Origin of the sequence: Sphingobacterium sp. CZ-UAM, assembly GCF_002000245.1 — a bacterium.
GTDB lineage: Bacteria > Bacteroidota > Bacteroidia > Sphingobacteriales > Sphingobacteriaceae > Sphingobacterium.
Window position 1 is genome coordinate 444,400 of the sequence record NZ_MTCM01000001.1, and the last position, 20,355, is coordinate 464,754.

Annotated in this window: 20 protein-coding genes; 9 read left to right on the forward strand and 11 right to left on the reverse strand. The window is 39.4% G+C overall.

Annotated features, from left to right (window positions below):
* Positions 1-4 precede the first annotated feature (4 nt).
* Together BWD42_RS01800 and BWD42_RS01805 are read left to right on the forward strand one after the other, a co-directional pair.
* The gene (locus BWD42_RS01800; RefSeq protein ID WP_077432764.1) at positions 5-754 is read left to right on the forward strand and encodes a gamma-glutamyl-gamma-aminobutyrate hydrolase family protein; all 750 of its coding nucleotides are present in this window, start codon (positions 5-7) and stop codon (positions 752-754) included.
* Positions 732-2,108: an aldehyde dehydrogenase family protein gene (locus BWD42_RS01805; RefSeq protein WP_139350984.1), complete on the forward strand. Its 1,377-nt coding sequence runs from the start codon at positions 732-734 to the stop codon at positions 2,106-2,108. Before BWD42_RS01800 ends, BWD42_RS01805 begins: the two co-directional genes overlap by 23 nt.
* Positions 2,109-2,229: 121 nt before the next feature.
* On the opposite strand, the gene BWD42_RS01810 is transcribed toward BWD42_RS01805, so the two are convergent.
* On the reverse strand, positions 2,230-3,357 hold the full coding sequence (locus BWD42_RS01810; RefSeq protein ID WP_217699979.1) for a metallophosphoesterase: 1,128 nt from the start codon (positions 3,355-3,357) through the stop codon (positions 2,230-2,232).
* Positions 3,358-3,587: 230 nt separating this feature from the next.
* On the opposite strand from BWD42_RS01810, the gene BWD42_RS01815 reads away from it, so the two are divergent.
* The gene (locus BWD42_RS01815; RefSeq protein ID WP_077432766.1) at positions 3,588-3,956 is read left to right on the forward strand and encodes a VOC family protein; all 369 of its coding nucleotides are present in this window, start codon (positions 3,588-3,590) and stop codon (positions 3,954-3,956) included.
* A 36-nt stretch (positions 3,957-3,992) separates the two neighbouring features.
* Here the strand turns inward: BWD42_RS01815 and BWD42_RS01820 are convergent, their stop codons facing one another.
* Positions 3,993-4,631: a hypothetical protein gene (locus tag BWD42_RS01820; protein ID WP_139350985.1), complete on the reverse strand. Its 639-nt coding sequence runs from the start codon at positions 4,629-4,631 to the stop codon at positions 3,993-3,995.
* 343 nt (positions 4,632-4,974) lie between these two features.
* Positions 4,975-6,030 (reverse strand): 3-oxoacyl-ACP synthase III family protein, encoded by a 1,056-nt coding sequence (locus BWD42_RS01825; RefSeq protein ID WP_077432768.1) that lies wholly within the window; start codon positions 6,028-6,030, stop codon positions 4,975-4,977.
* A 707-nt stretch (positions 6,031-6,737) separates the two neighbouring features.
* Between BWD42_RS01825 and BWD42_RS01835 the strand changes: the two genes are divergently transcribed.
* The gene (locus tag BWD42_RS01835) at positions 6,738-7,103 is read left to right on the forward strand and encodes a hypothetical protein (protein ID WP_077432770.1); all 366 of its coding nucleotides are present in this window, start codon (positions 6,738-6,740) and stop codon (positions 7,101-7,103) included.
* Positions 7,104-7,120: 17 nt separating this feature from the next.
* Here BWD42_RS01835 and BWD42_RS25155 read toward each other — a convergent pair whose 3' ends face one another.
* A complete protein-coding gene (locus BWD42_RS25155) occupies positions 7,121-7,219 on the reverse strand; it encodes an AraC family transcriptional regulator (RefSeq protein ID WP_077432771.1) in 99 nt (32 codons plus the stop codon).
* 41 nt (positions 7,220-7,260) lie between these two features.
* A complete protein-coding gene (locus BWD42_RS01845) occupies positions 7,261-8,268 on the reverse strand; it encodes an AraC family transcriptional regulator (protein ID WP_077432772.1) in 1,008 nt (335 codons plus the stop codon).
* Between the two features lie 128 nt (positions 8,269-8,396).
* Between BWD42_RS01845 and BWD42_RS01850 the strand changes: the two genes are divergently transcribed.
* Positions 8,397-8,765, forward strand: coding sequence for a hypothetical protein (locus BWD42_RS01850; protein ID WP_077432773.1), 369 nt, complete (start codon positions 8,397-8,399; stop codon positions 8,763-8,765).
* Position 8,766: 1 nt separating this feature from the next.
* Positions 8,767-9,162 (forward strand): nuclear transport factor 2 family protein, encoded by a 396-nt coding sequence (locus tag BWD42_RS01855; protein ID WP_077432774.1) that lies wholly within the window; start codon positions 8,767-8,769, stop codon positions 9,160-9,162.
* 299 nt (positions 9,163-9,461) lie between these two features.
* On the opposite strand, the gene BWD42_RS01860 is transcribed toward BWD42_RS01855, so the two are convergent.
* The 3 genes from BWD42_RS01860 to BWD42_RS01870 all read right to left on the reverse strand — a co-directional run bounded on the left by BWD42_RS01860 (position 9,462) and on the right by BWD42_RS01870 (position 11,484).
* On the reverse strand, positions 9,462-10,529 hold the full coding sequence (locus BWD42_RS01860) for a 2,3-butanediol dehydrogenase (protein WP_077432775.1): 1,068 nt from the start codon (positions 10,527-10,529) through the stop codon (positions 9,462-9,464).
* Positions 10,530-10,646: 117 nt separating this feature from the next.
* Positions 10,647-11,030, reverse strand: coding sequence for a 5-carboxymethyl-2-hydroxymuconate Delta-isomerase (locus BWD42_RS01865; protein ID WP_077432776.1), 384 nt, complete (start codon positions 11,028-11,030; stop codon positions 10,647-10,649).
* A gap of 217 nt (positions 11,031-11,247) precedes the next feature.
* Positions 11,248-11,484, reverse strand: a complete 237-nt coding sequence (locus tag BWD42_RS01870; RefSeq protein WP_077432777.1) for a hypothetical protein — start codon at positions 11,482-11,484, stop codon at positions 11,248-11,250.
* A gap of 295 nt (positions 11,485-11,779) precedes the next feature.
* On the opposite strand from BWD42_RS01870, the gene BWD42_RS01875 reads away from it, so the two are divergent.
* The gene (locus tag BWD42_RS01875) at positions 11,780-12,409 is read left to right on the forward strand and encodes an HD domain-containing protein (protein ID WP_077432778.1); all 630 of its coding nucleotides are present in this window, start codon (positions 11,780-11,782) and stop codon (positions 12,407-12,409) included.
* Between the two features lie 41 nt (positions 12,410-12,450).
* Here the strand turns inward: BWD42_RS01875 and BWD42_RS01880 are convergent, their stop codons facing one another.
* Positions 12,451-13,095, reverse strand: coding sequence for a DNA alkylation repair protein (locus tag BWD42_RS01880; RefSeq protein ID WP_077432779.1), 645 nt, complete (start codon positions 13,093-13,095; stop codon positions 12,451-12,453).
* Positions 13,096-13,411: 316 nt separating this feature from the next.
* Between BWD42_RS01880 and BWD42_RS01885 the strand changes: the two genes are divergently transcribed.
* Both BWD42_RS01885 and BWD42_RS01890 read left to right on the forward strand, forming a co-directional pair.
* Positions 13,412-13,930 (forward strand): hypothetical protein, encoded by a 519-nt coding sequence (locus tag BWD42_RS01885; RefSeq protein ID WP_077432780.1) that lies wholly within the window; start codon positions 13,412-13,414, stop codon positions 13,928-13,930.
* Between the two features lie 278 nt (positions 13,931-14,208).
* Positions 14,209-15,384: a hypothetical protein gene (locus tag BWD42_RS01890; protein WP_077432781.1), complete on the forward strand. Its 1,176-nt coding sequence runs from the start codon at positions 14,209-14,211 to the stop codon at positions 15,382-15,384.
* A gap of 100 nt (positions 15,385-15,484) precedes the next feature.
* Here BWD42_RS01890 and BWD42_RS01895 read toward each other — a convergent pair whose 3' ends face one another.
* Complete coding sequence (locus BWD42_RS01895; RefSeq protein WP_077432782.1) at positions 15,485-17,080, reverse strand: RagB/SusD family nutrient uptake outer membrane protein; 1,596 nt, start codon at positions 17,078-17,080, stop codon at positions 15,485-15,487.
* 10 nt (positions 17,081-17,090) lie between these two features.
* Entirely contained in the window at positions 17,091-20,348 is a 3,258-nt protein-coding gene (locus BWD42_RS01900) for a SusC/RagA family TonB-linked outer membrane protein (protein WP_217699981.1), read from the reverse strand.
* Positions 20,349-20,355 lie beyond the last annotated feature (7 nt).

Genomic DNA, 20,355 nt, shown 5'->3' on the forward strand with positions numbered 1-20,355 from the left:
TAGTATGATTAAAATAGGTATAAGCGCCTGCTTTTTCTATCCTGACAAGGAGCGTGCTGTTTTTGGTGCTAAATCATTGAGCTATATGGAAAATGATATGGCCCGCTGGATAGGAAAGAAGGGAGTGCTTCCGGTACTGCTTCCTGATTTGGATGAAGATTTATTGATGGATGTAATCGATCAGATGGATGGCATCATCCTCCAGGGAGGGAGTGATATAGCTCCTGAACACTATGGCGAAGAGCCTATAGGTAAGTGGAGAGGAGACGCTTACCGGGATAAGTATGAGTTAAAAATATTGGATTATGCAATCAGGCAGGAAAAACCAGTATTGGGTATTTGTAGGGGATTCCAATTGATGAATGTTTATTTTGGAGGTTCACTTTATCAGGATATCCCTTCACAGATACCTGGTGCAGGAGTCCATCGGTCGGCAGAATTATACGATACGATTAATCATCCCATAAACTTTGTACCTGGAACCTTGCTTGGGGATTTGTATGGGCATATCGCTAATCCTAAGGTAAACACCGTACATCATCAGGCGGTCAAACAGCTTGGACAAGATTTGGAAGTATACGCTCATTCGGATGATGGTTTTATCGAGGCATTTGGATATACCAAAGCAGCTCCAGGTAAAGTGATGGGTGTACAATGGCATCCGGAGTTTTCTGCTACGCAAGCCGGCGAACTGTTGGATGAAGAATTGATTTTTAATGTTTTTCTAGAACATGCAAAACAACATAGAAATTAGAAACCCCGCTACGGGGGAGGTAGATGCTGTGATCCCTGTTATCACAGCATCCGAATTAGAGACAGCGGTCGCTCTTTTAAAAAAAGGACAGCTTTCTTGGGCAAAAGTGCCATTACAACAACGTTTAGACTGCATAATTGCGTTTGGACAGTTAATTCTGGCCAATAAACAAGAACTTGCCGAAATCCTTACTAAGGAAACGGGAAAACCTATTACCCAGTCGCTAAACGAAATTGTAGGGGCGCAAAACCGTATCGAACATCTTCGGACAAATGCGAGCAAATGGCTTTCTGAGGAACTGATTACAACAACTGGGGCCACCCACGAAAAGATTGTGTATGAACCCCTGGGGCTGATCGCCAATATTTCCGCATGGAATTTCCCTTATAATGTTGGGTTTAATGTATTTCTGTATGCACTTGTAGCTGGCAATGCCGTGCTTTATAAGCCATCGGAGTTTGCTACTGGTACCGGCATACAGTTTGAGAAATACCTGTATCAAGCGGGTATTCCCCAGGATGTATTCAAATGTGTTGTCGGAGATGCTGAGATTGGCCAGCAATTATTGGAGCTACCTCTGGATGGCTATTTTTTTACAGGGTCGTATAAGACTGGTCTCCATATTGCGACCACAGTGGCACATAAATTAGTTCCCGTTCAATTGGAACTAGGCGGGAAGGATCCGCTGTATGTTGCCGATGATATCGTGGATATTAAGAAGGCCGCAATTCTTGCCGCAGAAGGCGCATTTTACAATAATGGACAAAGTTGTTGTGCTGTGGAGCGTATTTATGTATCGGACAAAATATACGATCAATTTGTTGAAGCTTTTGTTGAAGAAGTAGCCTCTTATACCATTGGAGATCCGATGAAGCAAGATGTATTTATCGGGCCACTAACCAGAGCCGCTCAGCTGACTGTGCTTGATGCCCAAGTAAAAGATGCGCTTGCAAAGGGAGCAACCTTGCGCCTGGGGGGGCATACACTGGAAGATACAGGTTATTACTATGCACCTACAGTTTTTGAGTATTGCAATCACGACATGGAATTGATGAAGGAGGAGAGTTTCGGCCCTTTGATCGGCATCCAAAAGGTGACTTCAGATGATGAGGCGATCCATCTCATGCAGGATACCACGTATGGCCTGACTGCAGCCGTATTTTCAGCTGATCAGGATAGGGCCATGGCAATACTGGAAAAAATGGACACGGGAACAGTGTATTGGAATTGCTGTGATCGGGTAAGTCCCAACGTCCCTTGGTCTGGACGAAAAAACTCAGGGCTGGGATCAACCCTATCTGCGCAAGGAATCCGCGCTTTTGTTCAGCCCAAAGCATACCATTTGCGACCATAGATTTTTTGTCTAAAGATCGTTTGTAGGGAATTGATTCCCTAATTTCAAGGTTTTAAGTCGTTTTTTGAAAAAACATCTGTTTATTTCTGTAAGGTTTAATACTGAAGTCCATGACATCATATTAAACCTTACTTTTTAAATGGAATATCGTGATCTCAGGTAATATTCCCACTCGACTGGGGTAATCCAGGTAGCCGAAACCTACATTTACATAAAGTGATTGATGTTTTTCCTGATACAGACCGGCCCATTCACGATAGGCATATTTAATTGGGCTCCATTGATAATCTGGATTGCTAAAGCCGAATTGACCACCATGTGTGTGTCCACTAAAGGTGACATCGATCATCGGATATTTTGGTAATACCTCAGCCCTCCAATGTGACGGGTCATGTGAAAGGAGGAAGTTGATGGGTGAAGAAGGATCAACCTTGGACATGGCCAGATCGAGGTCGCCATAATTGTGCGGGTTGTTCGCCCCCCAGTTCTCTACACCTACAAGCGTGATTTTTTCATTATTTACGACAATCTCCTTCGACTCGTTTAACAGGAGCTGCCAACCAAGTTTACGATGGATATCTTTTACATTGCTCAGGTTCTGCTGTTTGGTCAACTTACGCTCATTGTTGAAATGGAACCTATTAAAATGATAGTCCCCATAGTCGTGATTTCCCAAAATAGAAAATACACCCAAGGGGGCCGTTAGTTTACCAAATATGGAGAGGTAATCATCCATCTCATTGGCAAAGTCGTTCACCAGATCTCCTGTGAAGAAAATGATATCTGGCTTTTGTGAAAGCAATAGGTTTATACCCTTTTTTACGGCATTTAAATTATAAAGACTGCCAGCGTGTATGTCAGAAAGCTGAGCGATGATCTTGCCCTCGAACGATTTTGGAAGATCGGGTAAAATCAAATTGACCTGTTTGATTTGGTAATCATAGAGATTGGATATAAAACCACGGGTTAAAGCGACTAAAGGGATACTGCTCAACAAAAGACCACTTTTGATAATGAAATCAGATCTTCCTATGGTCTTTTTATTTGCATCTGGTATTATGTTATTGTTTGTTAGTCGTCCGCCAATATTTCTAAAAAATATCGAAAGTATATCCACGCCGATGGAGAAAAGAAGGACTGCCTTTGCAAGCAATAATGAAATGGGGAAAAACATGAAACAAGCAGCGATAAAATTGTTCCACTCGAAAAATAAGTTCAGGAACATGCAGGCATAAGAGAAAATACTCAATAACCACCAAATTACGTTTGCGGTTAATGGTTGTGATTTCCATACTGCCAGTCTGCATAACCTTAAATATATTAAAATATCAAAAAGAAGAAATATAAAGATGATTTTTAAGAAACTGTATAACTGTGGGATCATATAAAAGCTTGTTTGTCTGAACCAAATCTTGCCATAGGGCAAGTCTTTTGACTAATTAATTTATTTATCTTGTATTTTCGTTAAAAATAACAAATATGAATACAAAATTTGAAGCTGGGATTAATATTGCCATAAAAATTCCCAAAAATAAATATGAAAAGACGGTAGCTTTTTACAGGGATATTCTGAAATTGGCTGTCGAGGAGAAGCCGATCGATAACCCGACGGTCTCCAGGACACATGAGGTGAAATTTGGGCATAATATTATCTGGCTGGATTGTGTGGATAACTACACCCATTCCGAAACTTGGTTGCAGCTTACTGTTCCGAATGTTGCTGAAGCGACCGATTATCTATTGTCAAGTGGGGTGGAAACCTGTGACGAAATTGAGGAGCTTCCGGAGAATATGCATTGGATTACCGACCCCGCTGGTACCGTATTCAATTTGCAGCAAAAGCGATAAAATGCTGATTTCAGGCTATGGTAGCAGCATTAGTTACTATCGGTGTTCAGCAATAGCGCTCTTTCCCAGCAGGTGAAAGTGCGATAGTATAACAATAGGTACTATGATTGTTGGAAGCAAGACATAAGGAAACTGTAGTACAGCAATATTAGGTTGGTCAAATGCCATTGACTGTAAAGGTAATGGCGATGATAATATACCAATCACCACGACAATCAGCAGTGAACAGATGCCCAAAATATTCCAGGCTTTGAAAACTGCAGATGTGAGTATTTTTGGATTGAAACTACTAAGTATTAAAAATAAAACGGCGGTAATGCCGAAAAATAGATCATAGTTCCAACCCAAATATGTCATTTCTATGGGTAGCATTTTATGCTCAAAAAGTTGGAAAATAATGAATTCAATAGGGAGTCTTACGATATGGATACCAAGCAGATAATAAGCGTTCAAGCTTAAATTTTTTGCTAATCTATAGTAACTGATACTAAGTAAGAGCGCGCTCACCAAGACAAGTACAAAAGTAGGAGGGAAAATCAGAAAAATATTAAGGGATGATACCGTTGAGAGTGCAAATGCCCATATCGCAATAGGAATCACCACCATTTTATTGGGGGAAGCGAGTCCAAATAAAATGAGGCATGCTAAAGTGGAAACGGAAAAAACAACAGGCATAGAAATGCAGATTTATGATATAAAACTACAAGAAATTCCCTTTGAAATACTTGTCCTAGGGCAAGTATTTTGACTCTCAGAAAAATTATCGTATAGTTTTGCTAACCTATGCCGTTGGTTGAATCTTAAATTTAATTAACGGAGTTCAGCTCTTTTCCTTTCAGTGATTTTGATAGGAGGTCGGCTACTTCAATATTATTCAGTATTGGACCGCGCTTTTGCTCGCTCTTTTAGTATAAAACTTAAAATGCTCTTAGTTGCCAAATATGCCTTCTTTTATAAGATTAAGCTTGTTTTGTTTTCGCTCATTGAAAGTAAATTGACTGGACATGTTGACGAATTGCTAAAGTCTATAGGTGAATGCATTGATATTCATTCCTGCACCTACAGAGGCAAATAAGATGATATCATTTTTATTGAATGAATGTCCTTCAATTTTTCCCTGCCTAATTAAATCATAGAGTGTTGGAATAGTTGCTACACTGCTGTTCCCAAATTTATGAATGGACATCGGCATAATATCTTTGGGCGGCTGCATATGATATAATCCATAGAATCGCGAAATAATGGCCTCATCCATTTTCTCATTGGCCTGATGAATTAATATCTTTTTTATGGCATTAATGTCAAGATTAGCTTTCTCTATACAGACTTGCATGGCTAAAGGAACCTTACTCAGCGCGAATTCATATATCTTTCGCCCCTTCATCTTAATGTAGCGGGTGCCTTCTTCATGTTGGCTGTTAAAGGAGCCTCCAAAATAAAGATAGTCGGCCTCATCAAATGCATAAGTTGCACTTTCAAAGGATAGTAATCCTGCTTCCTCTGTTGTCGCTTCTACGATAACTACGCCAGCACCATCAGCATAGATCATTGAATCACGATCGTATGGATCTACGACACGGGAAAGAGTCTCGGCACCGATAACCATACAGCGTTTAGCCATGCCTGATTTGATAAAAGCATTAGCTTGTATCACGCCTTCATTCCAGCCCGGACAACCGAATAAAAGATCATAGGCGATACAATGCGGATTTCGTATACCTAATTTTTTCTTGACCCGTGTTGCCAGACTGGGAACAGTATCGGATTGAACTTTTCCATAGGGTACATCGCCATAGTTATGTGCGACAATAATATAATCAAGTGTCTCTTGATCGATGTCTGCGTTAGCGATTGCCCGCCCCGCGGCAATAGACGCTAGATCGGAAGCCACCTGATCATTATTGGCATAACGACGTTCTTCAATGCCAGTAATATCTTTAAACTTACCTATAATGGATTCAGGGTATTTGATAGGCTCACCGGCCTCATCCAAAAAAATACGATCTTCAAAATTCGCGTTATTGATTTTATTGTCCGGAAGATAGCTGCCTGACCCAATAATTTTTATATTCATTAATTTCCCTCCGTTTCTCAATTATTGAGTTGGTTTCTGTATTGTTCTTTGTGGAAAGCAGCAATTGGTTACGATGCCCAGTGATTTATAAATTTCAATGTAGACATTTTCTGGACTGAGCCTTCTTTTGCTTAATTTACCAAAATTATTTAAGATATCGCCATATAAGTTAAATAAAAGGGAACTCGCTCATTGTTTTCTGAATATATGCTAGAAATGTATACCAAATTCATCTTTATCGAGCATGCTTCCATCCGCCCCGGATCAGGCTATGCTGACAAAACTTTTGGTGGAATTGCGGGAAGAACTCTACCGCTGACGTTTGTCTTACTTCGAGGCGCAATCTCATCGATTGATTGAAGTTCGCCTCAAGTTGCGATAGATCTCCACAATGGATATGTGTGGTCTATTCAAGAAGCTTAATTTGATATTAATGATGCTGCAAATAATCGATTATTTTGGACAGATATTAAGTCCTACCCTCCGAATCATAAATCTATCTGGTATTCAAGATCATTACTCACTATATTTAATAAAGCAAATTAAAAGTGCATATTTCGGTTGCTTGAAAGGCTATGATTAAAATTGAATAATGGTATTTTGGGGTTTAAGGCGTTACAAAGGATCTTATAGAGTACCACAAGACTCGGTCAGCATTTGTCAAAATATGCCAATTGAAAAAGAATAATAAAAACATTTCAAAACCGATGAGTTACGATATTTCACTATACAGGACTGAAACAAAGGTAAGGGAAGAAAATGCTCATGATGCGGATTTTTTCGAAAAAGAAGAAAACCTCGTTCCTTTTACTGGACAACAGTTTCAAGAGCTTAAAGAGCGACTTTTAAACTACAACTACAAGATCACTGGGGAGGATGATCATGGTCTACATTTTAGCCATTCCGATGGTGATTTTGGCACCGCCTTATTAACCGGAAATGCACTCTACTTTACAGCAAGCTGGAATGCAAACTCAATTTTTGAAGTAGGAATGGTCGCTTCAGAATTTACTGACAGTGGGGAATACGCAAAGTATGATTTCCAGCGTGGGGAATGGGAGGTATGGGAATGATCAAGCGTTCCCATAAATTATTTTCGGTATTGCGTTAAGGTCATACCTGTTTGTCTCTTAAAATAACGTTTCAAATACGAACTGTCTTGAAAATTGAGGCGGTTGGCAATCTGCATTCCATTCGCTGTTGGTATAAGCTTAAGTTATGATAATTAATCTAAAGACCAGCCGTTCGATATGCTGTAGGTGTTTTCCCTGTCCATTTTTTAAATGCCCGAACGAAGGCACTTGGCTCAGCATAGCCCAAAATGGTTGAAATTTCTTTTATGGAAGAATTACTGTTTTGCATGTAGTGGACAGCCATTGACTTACGCACCTCCTCAACAATTTGTACATAAGATGCTCCCTCATCCTTGAGTTTACGTTGTAAAGTCCTTACACTGACATTGAAATTTCCTGCTACCGCTTCAATCGAGAGTGAGTAAAGGTAAGAGTTCGCTAGAAGGTAGTTGAATATCCTCTTGGAAAGAGCACCTGTTAACTCGTTTGGATTTTGCAATTTGTTCATTTGGTTAATGAGCAAAGTTTGCACCTCATAGTTGGCTGTAATGATCGCAAAGTCCAGGTATTCTTTGGGAAATTCTACCGTATAATATTCTGCTTTAACTATTGGACATTTCAAAATTATCTCATAGTCCAAGTAGCGATCTTTCTGAAAGCTTGGTAGACCAACCTTCGTGGGTTTCAGATTTTTAAGTAACAGCCCTTTCAGTTCATAAATTGTAAACGCTATAAGGAAGTCCCCGAATTGTCTTTGGGTCATCTGTAAATGGTCAAAACCTGTATTTTTAAGGTATTGGATGACACATGTTTTAGGCCCCAGTTCTATTTCCATTGTATAAAGATCCGTGACGAGGTGCATCATTGATCGTACTTGTAGCAGGGCATCTTTCACAGTGCTACTCGTCTGGATAATCTGTCCGACAATATTCAGCGCCGCTAACTGCATTGTGGCTCCAAAATGCAAGCCTATCAGCTCATCGTTGGAAAACTGAACAATGTTCTTCCATAGATTTTCCACCTGTTGATCGGAGATATCAAACCTGGAGCCATTCATTAACTGGGCAATCGAAAACCCTGATAATGCAGTAATTTTAGCATTATCTAACCCACGCTCGCCACAAAAGGCAATTAAGGCTTGCAACATGGTTTGTCTATAATTCATACTGTAAATCTAATGATATGTTTTACAATTTGTGTCTGATTGTCGCATAATGTCAATACCCTGTCGCTTATAGATAATAAAAAACAGTCCGTACAGCAATACTTTTGAATAACAAAAAGATAGAAATTATGACACTAAAAAATGTATTGCTGACCAATGCGATCAGCTCAGGAATGACCGGGATCTTATTAGCGACTATGCCTTCTTTATTTACACAACTATTTAAAACACCACACAGTAGTCCATTTACCTTAGTGGGAGGTTTTCTGATCGTGTTTTCTGTATTTGTACTGGCAACGGCTATGAAGAAAATTATCCCGAAAAGTTGGACCAAATTTATCATTACGCTTGATGTTATTTGGGTTATTGCCAGCGTTATTGCTGTCATCTCCTTGTTTTATACGATCAGTATGATAGGTTCTGTTATGATCCTAGCTGTTGCCGCATGGGTTGGAATGATGGCTTATTTGCAGAACAGAAATCTAAACAATATTTGAGATGGAAAATATCAATACACTTGTGGATACCTTCCTAGGCTGCTTGCAGCGGCGAGAACTGAAAAATCTGGTTGATCTTTTTGCCGAAGAGTTTTACCTGGAAATTCCAGGCAATACAGCAAAGATAAAATGGCTGGGATCGAGAAGTTCGAAACCGGAAGTGGAACAACTTTTTAAGTTACTATGGTCAGCCGTAGAACCCGTAAAGGCTGCAATACAGACAGTATTGACCAACGAAGATCAGGCTATTATAAAAGGGAATTTTACTTCCAAGATGTTGGAGACAGGAAGGTTGGTCAGTTCTGTATTCTTTATTCACTTGAGGATACACAACCATAAAATTATCGAATATACACTGTTGGAAGACAGTTATGCGGTTTCGGAAGCTTTGCGATAGAAATTTAGCCCACTTGGTTGTCCTGCTGCTTTTATTACCATATCTTGGTACTATAAAAATAGCAAGGCTCCAAAGCCAAGGTTATAAAGCTTAGCTGTAACTGTTTTCTTATTGGTTATCGCAGGATCCGTATTAAGGACCAAAGATAACTACCAAATAGAATGTAAGCCGTTTACAAAGATTTGGCAAACCGAATAAATCTGGACCGCTTGGGTCAACCCAACGGCCAGATTTATAAAACGACATTATTATTTCGATACGATGCTTATTATTGCCCTATCATCTGTATCCTGATAGTGTTAATTTTTCTGTATATCAATTAAGATTTTGACTTCAGTGGGATCATTCACCAGAGCTTCAAATCCTTCTGAAACGATATTGTCTAAGCTTATTTTGCGTGTCACAAGTTTTTCTACGGGCATACGTCCACTATCGATAAGCGCGATAACCTGTGGAAAGATATTACGATAAGCAATAATACCTTTAATGGTGATTTCCCGCAGGACCTGATCCAGCGCATCGGTCGTTACAGGTTTGCCAAAAAGTGCAACTAAAACGGCAGTTCCACCATTTTTTAAACTATCAATTCCAGTTGTATAGGAGGCTTGTACACCGGCGCAATCCAGAAATACATCCACTCCGAGCCCTGTGATGGACTTAATTTTTTGCGGTATACCTTCTTCTTTTGCATTGATGATATGGGTAGCGCCGATGGCTTTAGCTTTCTCCAATCGTTTGTCTGCGATGTCAGTCACAATAACTGTTGTTGCACCTGCTGCAAGTGCAGCTTGGACACATAGTAAACCTATTGGACCAGCTCCAGAAACTAATACCGTTTGTCCGATTTTAAGTCCACTTTGGAGCACGGCATAAACTGCTACTGCAGTTGGTTCTACTAATGCTCCCTGTTCGAACGACATGCTATCTGGTATCTTGTGTACCATATAGTCTTCGACCACAGCATACGATGCAAACCCACCATTGCTGGAAAGACCTACAAATCCCAAAGGTTCAGATAAGTTATATGCGCCATTCGCGATAAAAGGACTGTCGAAATTCTTAAAAATCGGTTCTACGACGACACGGTCACCTACTTTTAGATGCTGGACGCCTTCACCTATCGCATCTATAACTCCTGAAAACTCATGGCCTAATGTAGTGGTTCCCTGATGCCCATTTAGTGGATAAGGTTGATCTACTGGAATTAATTGCGGACCATGTACATATTCATGTAGATCAGACCCACAGATGCCAGCAAAATGAACAGCTATCTTAACTTGACCGGTCTTTGGTTCAGGAATTTCAGTTGATTCTACCCGAATGTCTTTTGCAGCATGCCAACGTGCGGCTTTCATTGTATTCGTCATGTTATCTCCTTTTTTGAATATACACTAAGGTAAGCAGAATGATTAGGGATCATCGTGATCCATATCTCAAACGTAAATGAGATGGATCATTTTAGCCGAAAATTAATGGAGGAGATCTTATAATTCGAAATGGCGGTCATGATTCGTATTCCGAGGATTTATTAACGAACTGTTGCAATAGGTTGCTGCTTCAAATTCGCTGATGCTGACCGAAAGGAAAGAGGTCGAAGGAAGCAATTTCCTCAGTCGGGCAGTGATTGTTTTTGAGAGATTTGCCTTTTGTTCCGTTGTTCGTCCCTCCATAATATATCCGAATACATGTAGAAAATTGGTCTTATTGCTTCCAAGTTTAAAATGGGAGAAAGACTGAATTCTAACCTTTATATCATTGGGGGCAAAAATTCCTGTAGCATCTGCGGTATCGTATACAGCGTCCATGAGTTCATCAGGGGCTATCATTTGAAGAATATCTTGTGAACATTCTATAATAAAATGAGGCATAAACAATATTATCTGTTCTATACCTAACAGTAGGAATATGAAATTGTTTATCAGGATTTTATCATCTCTAAAAGTTGATCTTCAATTTCGTTTACGCCTAGGTTGCAGGGCTGATACTTTATTATCCATCTGTTTTCATAGGTTCCATTTTACAAGGGTTATGAAAACAGATGAAGTGTATTCAGCATGAGTTCTGTATTGAACGATTTAGTTCATCTTAATCATTGTCATGATTTTCAGTAGCATATGAAAACTTAATTGATTTTTGTGGATAAGTTTCCATACTCATACGGCTGGTATTTTTGATGATACTTTTTAAGCTGACCCGATCACCCAATTTAAAATAAGCTTCTACGGTTTGATAATCCAATAGATAAGGGCCACAAAAGTAATTTCCATTCGCATCTTTTTCTATGGTTCCCTGATAAAGTCCCGCTTTTGTTTCTTTTGGCATATGTGTTTTATTTGGAAACAAAGGTAGGAAGAGTAATTGGCAATTCGGTGACAATTGTCATATTCCTTTTGCGACTGCCAATATTTATAGCCAATAATGGTATTATCGTCATAATAGCCTAGATGATGAAATCACTCAGAGGCAAGTATTCCTGACAGGCTTTATTAAATCGACATCCGTTTTTTCGTTAAAAAATTCCTTTATTAACATTTAGAAAATATTAATTTAGTATTGGTATTGATATAACTGATAGGTCAGGAGAGCCTTTGTAAATAAAATGATTAATCAAATAAAGATGGAACAATTGTCAGCGATATTAGATGTCCTGAAATTGGCTGAAAAATTAAAATTCGAGTTACGACATAGCTGGTTATCAAACGGACGTCAGGAGAGTGTTGCGGAGCATACCTGGCGGATGTCGTTGATGGCTGTTTTGATCGAACCACTTCTGGATGAAAAAATTGATCTTTCCCGTCTGCTAAAAATGATCATTATTCATGATCTGGTGGAAGCAGAAGCAGGGGATGTTTCCGTATTGGATCAGATTCGTAATCCAGATGTCAAAAAGATCAAGCAACAAAATGAGGAGAAGGCCATCTCTAATATTAAGGAAATGCTCACATCGACGAATGGTCAAGAAATCTATGATCTTTTTTATGAATTTGAAGAGAAGGATACTTTCGAAGCAAAAGTTGCGAATGCCATTGATAAATTAGAGGTACAATTACAACATAATCATGCTGATATTTCTACCTGGGAAGAGATCGAATATGACTTATCCTTTGTAATTGGCAAACATGTTCAATTTGATGATACCTTTGTTGTATTGAAGGATTTAATTGAGAAACAGGCTGAACAAAAGCTTGAAGATGCTGGATTAAATGTTTCAGAGATTCGCAACCGTGCGATAGCCAGTTTTAGCTAAATAGGATGAATCACCGAATATTTCCAGGATAATTCGGTGATTTATTTACCAAGTTTTGCCACCTGTTTAGCTATGAATTTCGGCAGATAATTTGGAGTACAGTTTTTTGCTACGATTTCGTCTTTATAGAGTCCGGTTTGCTCTCCGATATTGATACATCTTGCTCGGAAATTTTCCTGAAAGATACCGATTTGAGCGGCAGTAAAATTCATCGCCCACTGGACTTCAGGTACTTCATTTTCAATTCGGGATTCAATTTTTGCAAGTAATTCCTCGCTATTAGGCGGCGGTGTTTGTCCTACCCATCGCAATCGGGCTTGATGGTACCAAAAAGTACGTCTTTGAAGGGGAGATATACTGTTTTCCCAACTTTCCATCAATGTAATTGTTCTTTTGTCCTTGGCAAGTTGATTCGCCATAAACCAATCAATCAGCTGCAGTTTTTCGTCTTCCCGATGTTGTTCAATATCGCTTACCAATCTATCAATAATTTCTTTAGAAAGTAATTTCTTGTCCATAAGGAGGATAGCCAATTGTCTTGGGAGATACTGCGCTGTGGCCCAAAGCTCCATGGCTAGTTCCTGATCCTTCTTTATGATGTTGGCAATTTTACGCAAGTCACCAAGTTTGGTTTTCTTGTCGTTAATTTGCATCATAATATTTTCTGCTGTCGATGATAGTTTCATAACCGTTTTCCAATTGTTAATAGATGCGCAACGCTCGCTTACTCATTTTCACTTTCTTTTATAGGCTACATCTTATGATATTTATACGCTGATCAAGTGTTATCATATCGTGAATTTACTGATTTTTTAATTATTTATTACTGGTTCAGTTTACTACTAGCAAGGTCGCGAAATACAGTCGGTTTAAATTATTATTATATTTTTGTTTGCCGATCTCGTCTTTTTGGTGTAAAAGACCAGAACCTAGTTGTTTGGTCATAGGTCAAGGAGGTTGTACAAAACAAGATGAAGGTACTTTTGACGTTATATTTGGATAATGGAATTAAGAAAAGAAATTGAACCCGATTTTAAATCAGCGGAAAAACACTATCCGGAAGTTCTAAAACTTATTCTAGCATATTCAGACTATTGTGAAGAGAATGGAGATGAAGATAGTACCGAATATCAAAAGCTTGAAAATACGCTTCATGAAATGACGGGTAAAGATATGTCTCAATTTAATCTTTGGGAATGGTGGGAGGAAGAAGGTGCTGAGGTTTTGGCATTCAGAATATCACTTCCCGCTCCGAAAGTTATTGAACATATCACAAAGGGTGAACTGACTGAAATTGTGAGACGACAAAAGACTTTTGTCATCCAGGATGAGAATGATAAAAGTTTGAGAGCGCAGTTTCATTATCATCTTGATGATTATTTCATTGATTTTCTAAGCTTAAATTTTACAACTTTTGACCATAGTCTTTTTCAGAGACAAAAAGATAAAAAGGGCAATTATTTTGAATATAATCAAAACGAGATTGTTGAAAAATTATGGAACATGGGAAAGTATAAATAGCCGTGTCCACCTTTGATAAAGTTTATTGCGATCGTTTTCATACCAAGTACTGCTCGATCTGATACAGACTATTTATTTTATAGTCTATTTAATGCGGAACAAAACGGATATTTAGGAATGATAATCTTAGGTCGCAAAATAGAATAAGATTGTTTTTTGTAAATTAGTCAAATGCTGTAACAGACTCCTAGCATAACAAAGAGGAAAATGCCAGCAATAAAATTATAGAAAGAGATGCTCAAAATTTTAAACCAAAAGAAGCTGTTAACGCCTACAATATGAATAGAGAAAGTCCGATCCATCTTTCGTTGACGAGCACGAATAGTCACACCGTGAAAATTGAGGCAGGTCAAGGCAGTTTTTCTATTGGTGAAGCTGATATGGACAAGAAAAAATTTGATGTTCTTGTTGAAAGAGAATCGGCCATCAACTGGAACGCCTTTGATACATATATGACACCGGCTGGTAGTCATTGGCCAAGATTTTTTTATTATTATGGTAATGATACGGGTTTCCTTGAATGGTCAAAAAAAAGAGCGATTGAAGATTTCTTCTGGCAGCCATCCATACCAGCTGATATTAATTTAAATGCTGCTCAGATCGGAAATTTGACAGTTCGTTCGAATAAAATTCCTGTAAAAATTGCTTTACCATCAGGCGAAGATGATTGCCTCCTTGGTTTGAGATCGCTTAACCTATCAGGGGATCTGGGAAAATTTGAAATTTTATCGGAAAATGCAAATCCATACATCCGCCTCTATCCTAATGTAACGAGAGATAAAATCGCATTACCTTATCGACTACCTGCTTTTAAATCCCTGGGAAAAATTACCGGACTCGACGTGATTGTTGAACTGTTGGGGCAAGCGCTAGATTGCGAAAGTTTATTGCAATTTCCCAATTTGCAAGGGTTAAGTCTTACAGGAAATCTTAGTAATGTAGCCAGTCTAAACAAACTTGAAAAGTTGGAAAGTTTAGCTATTCGTTATGCTCCCAACTTAGAAAATTTCCCTTCTTTAAATTCTTGGGACAACCTGAAATCATTTATCGGGTGGAATATTGAGGAGATTACAGGAAAAAGATTGAAAACCGAATTAAAGGAGCTCGTTAAGTCAGGAAAAGAACTAGAATATTGTTCAGTCTCCAAACTGCGGAACTCAGTGTGGTTTACGACAGAATATGGAATTCCCTTTACAAACTGGGAAAGCAAAAGCGCTAAAATTGCCACCAAAGCTTATAAAGCTGCTTTACAGAAAATCGTTAATGGTAAAACAGAAAACGAGATAAAACAAGCCCTTGTAGAATTGATCGAAACAATTAACAAACTATCCAACATTGAAACTGCCGAGCGAGAAGACACTGGTATTGCCATTCAGCAATTAATAGAAGCGTCACCGGTAAAAATACAGTCGGAGACCGCTAATGACTGGTTTGACGAGGTGAGAGATTTTTAGTGAAAGCGGGATTCGAGACTCGGAAAAAATCAAAGTAACATAGCAGCACTAGCTAAGTAAAAAACGACTTTCCATTTGGAAAGTCGTTTTTTACTAGTGACTAATAGCCCGGATTTTGCACCAAGTTAGGTTCCACCTGAAAACTACTCTCGTGAAATGGCCATAGGTATTGATGTTTTAAGAACTTTCGATCCTCAATTTTGAGTACTTCAGACTGTCCAGAGCCATTCAAACGCATATGACCGAGAGCTGCTTGATTAAGTACCGTTTCTGCCGTTTTCCATCGCAAGATATCGCTATAGCGCAATCCTTCCCCAGCGAATTCGATTCTTCTTTCGTTGCGGATGAGTGCTATCCATTCCTGTTGTGATTTTGCAACTAAATTGACATCCGCAACGGTCATATCGAGTCCGGCTCTTTTGCGAATTTGATTGATACAACTTTTGGCCAGATCATCTATTTCATTCAACATTATTTTGGCTTCAGCATAGGTTAAAAGGACTTCGGCATAGCGAGCTAAAGAAAAATGCATATTTCCACCAGTACGGAACGCATCGGCTTGGTCCACAAATTTCTTAAACCAGTATCCCGATCTACTACTGCGTAGGTTTTGGTAGTAAAAAGCGCTTTTGGCATCATAGATGTCTATTTTTTCATTATTGAAGAGATCGCCATGACCAAACACACTGGCTTCATACCGCGGATCGCGGTTTAATTTTGGATTAAGCTCATAGGCTTGTTTGCTGTGTAATGGACAGTTGTCAATTGGTCGGCCCTGTAGAGTCCAATAACTATCCACAAGTGCTTTTAGAGGAACAACATAAGATTGTCCATTCCCAGTTCGATATTGTGGGGCCAGATGTTGAAATGACGCCGTTGCGGAATTGTTATGACTTTCCATATCGAACTTAATGATAAACTCTTTATTAGTTTTATCAGCTTGATAGTTAAATAGATTAGCATATTGGGGGTGGAGTTGATATTTCCCACTATCCATTATTTCTTTAGCAAGCCTTGCCGCGAGTTCGTATCTTCCATTATAGAGCGCATAGCGCATGACCAATGTTTTAAAAGAATACTTATTGAACATATATGCATTTGTCGTGCCTTCATTTTCTGGAAGTCTATTTGCAACATCTTCACTCATTTCAAAGAGTTTATCAAGGATTTCAGCTTTAGGTGTGACAGGTGGTGTTGCCTCTTCCAGTTTAACAGGAGTAAGCACAAAGGGGACATTACCCCAAAATTCTGTTATCCTAAAGTAATGCCAGATGCGCAAACCTTCAAGAATTGCTTTATATCTTTGACGGGTAGATTCATTTTCGACATAAGGTACATTAACATTTGCCAAATACGTGTTAATACGTCCTATGTGCTGATTATGTAAATTCCAGTAGTAAACGGCTAAAGGAGAGTTGCTGGTCATATTGCCGTTGGCAATGATCATGTGGTGGTCTGTCTCAATGCGGGCATAAGCATTGTCCGAACGACCTTCGGTCATATAAAAAAGGAGACGACGTTCACCTGGACCCATAAAAGCATCCAAATAGCTGCTGTAGACCACACGGCGTAAATCCTCCTCCGTGTTAAAAAACTCATCAAAAGAAGTTGCTGTCGGATCTCGCTTATCAAGAAATTTTTCGCAGCTACTAAGTGTTGTCAATGCAATTATCAGGGTAATAATTTTCTTTTTCATTGTGGTGATATTAAAAAATGCTCGCACTTAATCCAAAACTGTATGTTGCCATCCGTGGGTAATTTCCATTACCACTACCGATCCGCTCAGGGTCTAGTCCTTCCCATTTTGTAATGGTGAATACATCCTGGGCATTAACATACATCCTTAGGTTTTTGATACTTTTACCAATGGATGGAAAAGTGTATCCCAGTTGAAGTGATTTGACACGGAAAAAGGCAGCATTGCTGAGCCATACATTACTCAAAAGTGTGTTCGGCGTTGAGCCGGTCCAGAGACGCGGGAAGCGGCTATTTGGATTTTCCGGACTCCAATGGTCGGCAACATATTCAACACGTGGTGCCCCTAGGTCATTGCTGTTTCCATCGACATACACCGGATAAGCTTCCTGCCCAGCTAGCCTACCCGTTCTTTTACCCACGCCTTGACCAAGCGCAGAAAAATCCCAGCGTTTATAATGCAGGTCCATATTGATGGCGTAATTGTAATAGGGAAGAGGATCTGCTAGATAAACTCGGTCATTGTCGTTAATTAAGCCATCCTGATTTTGATCGACATAGCGGATATCGCCAGGTCTGGAATTGGGCATTTTCGCTGCGGTTTCATCAATTTCTTGTTGATTCTGGAAGTAACCATTTGATTGAAAGCCATAATAATTATTGATCGGTATCCCTTTATACCATATCTGATCATTATTGCCTTTGAAAATCAAGCGGTCATTTTCATTATAACCAGCCTTGAGTATGCGGTTGCGGTTATTGAATAGCATCGCACCGACTTTATAGGAGAAATCATCTTTCTTGTCAGACCAGTTTACTGAAACTTCCCAGCCATTATTCTCTACCGCACCAATATTTACTGCGGAGACTAAGTTGTATGATCCTGTTAAGGGCGGAACAGCAAATTGGTCATAGATTAAATCATACGAATTTTTATGGTATACTTCCGCTGTTAAAGAAAGTCTATTTTTGAGCGCATTCATATCGAGACCGAGATTCCATTGTTTTTGTTTCTCCCATGAAAAATTAGAATTGGGAACACGCATTGTCCATCCCCAGGTATTGACAGATTCCTGCCACAGATAGGGTGCGACATTTTCATTACCGATCAATCCGTATGAGGCACGGATCTTAATATTGTTGATCGCCTCGGATTCGAGAATTGGCTTGAAAAAGCGCTCATTATGCAGATTCCACGCAAATGCCCCTGATGGAAAGAAACCCCAGCGATGACCCGGTGCAAATTTACTGCTCCCATCCGAACGACCTGTTAACTCAAATATATAACGGTTGTCAAATGAATAGTTTAATTTACCAAAAAAGGATGCCTTGCTAATTTCCCTAAAATCGGTAAAGGTATAGCTCATGATCTCAGAGCCTGCGGTGAGATAGATTTTGTCTTTATCCTGACGCAGTTCTTTGTTGTAATTGACTAATGCCCGCGCAGTCAGCTGGCTCTCACTGACTCCTTGCGAAGCATTCACATCATTACCCCATATGCTGATCGGTGCCCCTTTTTCATCAAAGAATTTGTAGGTTAATCGCTTTTGCTTGTCGGCAGATTTATTGATCATGTAGGATACATTACCTTCGATATTTAGGTTACTGTTGATATTATATTTAGGCCGGAGATTGATCGTACTACGGTCATGCATATAGTTTTTGGTGCCACCATGTTTAATCGAAGCGAGGGGATTTATGTTGTTATGCAGTATGAATGGTTCAGGCCTGTCTACATCATAGTAGATCTGTTGTGTTGGGTTCAGGCGCCAGGCTTGTTGATAGAGTCCGTGACCATCATCATTTGCCATTAGCCGGTTGACTTGCAGACGATGTGCGTAAAAATCGGCCATCAAGACAAACTTATCTGCAATATTGATATTCGTATTGAACCTGGCCGAGAATTTTTGTGTACCTTCAATATTGTTGAGGCCATTTTCCTTAATATGGCCCAACATAAGGTTAAAGGTACCTACGCCACCGCCGCCTGAAATACTGGCGTTGTTGTTAATTGCCGTAGACGTGCGTTCCATGATTTCGTCCAGCCAATTGACCCCTTTTATTTTTCCGCTGGCGTATTGTTCAATTGTTTCATCCGAATAGATCGCAGGTTGTCCTTGTTGGACCAGTGTTTCGTTTCGCAATTTCATAAAATCAACTGCCCCCACAAATTCTGGAAGATCGATCGGTTTGTTTATGGCATACCAGTTGTTTGTAAAAACTTTAAATTGGCCAGTTTGCCCACGTTCCGTTTCGATGATAATGACGCCATTGGCGCCACGTGAGCCATACATAGACGCTGAAGCTGCATCTTTAAGTACAGTAATACTTTTCACCTGGTTAGGATCGATATCGTGGATACTCTGTTCCATTCCATCCACGATGACCAGAGGATCGGCGTTTTGTAAGGTGCTGATACCACGAATAGAAATGGTGCCAGGTACACTTCCAGGAAGACTATTCCCCCGCATCATCGTAACACCGGGAATTGTTCCCGAAAAGGCATCCTGCATTTTATAGATAGGCCGGTTTTTTACTTTTTCCATATCCATTTGGGATACCGAAGAAGCCAGGTGCTTTTTATCAACCTCTGAAAATCCGACCACCACAACCTCTTCAAGCCCAATCTCATCACTGTCCATGACAATATTGAGCTCGGTTTTGTTGTTGATGGGTAACTCAAGCTGTTTAAAGCCCACAGCGCTGAAGATCAATGTACCTTTATTCCCATTTGGTAGAGAAAGCTGAAATTCACCTCTAGCATTTGTTGTAGTTCCAATGTTTGTCCCTTTGAGCAATATGCTGACTGCACTTAATAGATTTCCTTTTGTGTCATGTATTTTCCCTTTAAGGGTTCGTTGCTGATAAAGCATTTCACTATTTGATAGATCATTAGGAATATTTTCCTGTTTCCGTTTTATGACGACGGTACCCCGATGTACCATGTAATAAAATGCGCTATTCTTAAAGAGCTGATCAAGTGCTTTATTCAGGGTTGCATCTGTTATTTCAAGATTTGCTTTTTCATTATTCAGTAAGCCCTCCATAAAGATAAAACGTATGCCTGTCTGTTTGGTGATGTTTTTGAGGACTGTTTCAATCTTGGCGTTTTTGGCATGCAGTGTAATCTGAGCAGAGCTTGAAGCGTAGGCACCCACCATGGATGTTGCTAATAATATTCCGGTCAGTTTCATTTTGATTAGATTGTTCAAAATTTTCCCCTTGTCTATAGGACAAAGAATTCCTTTTGAATAAAATAAATTATTCATAATTTGG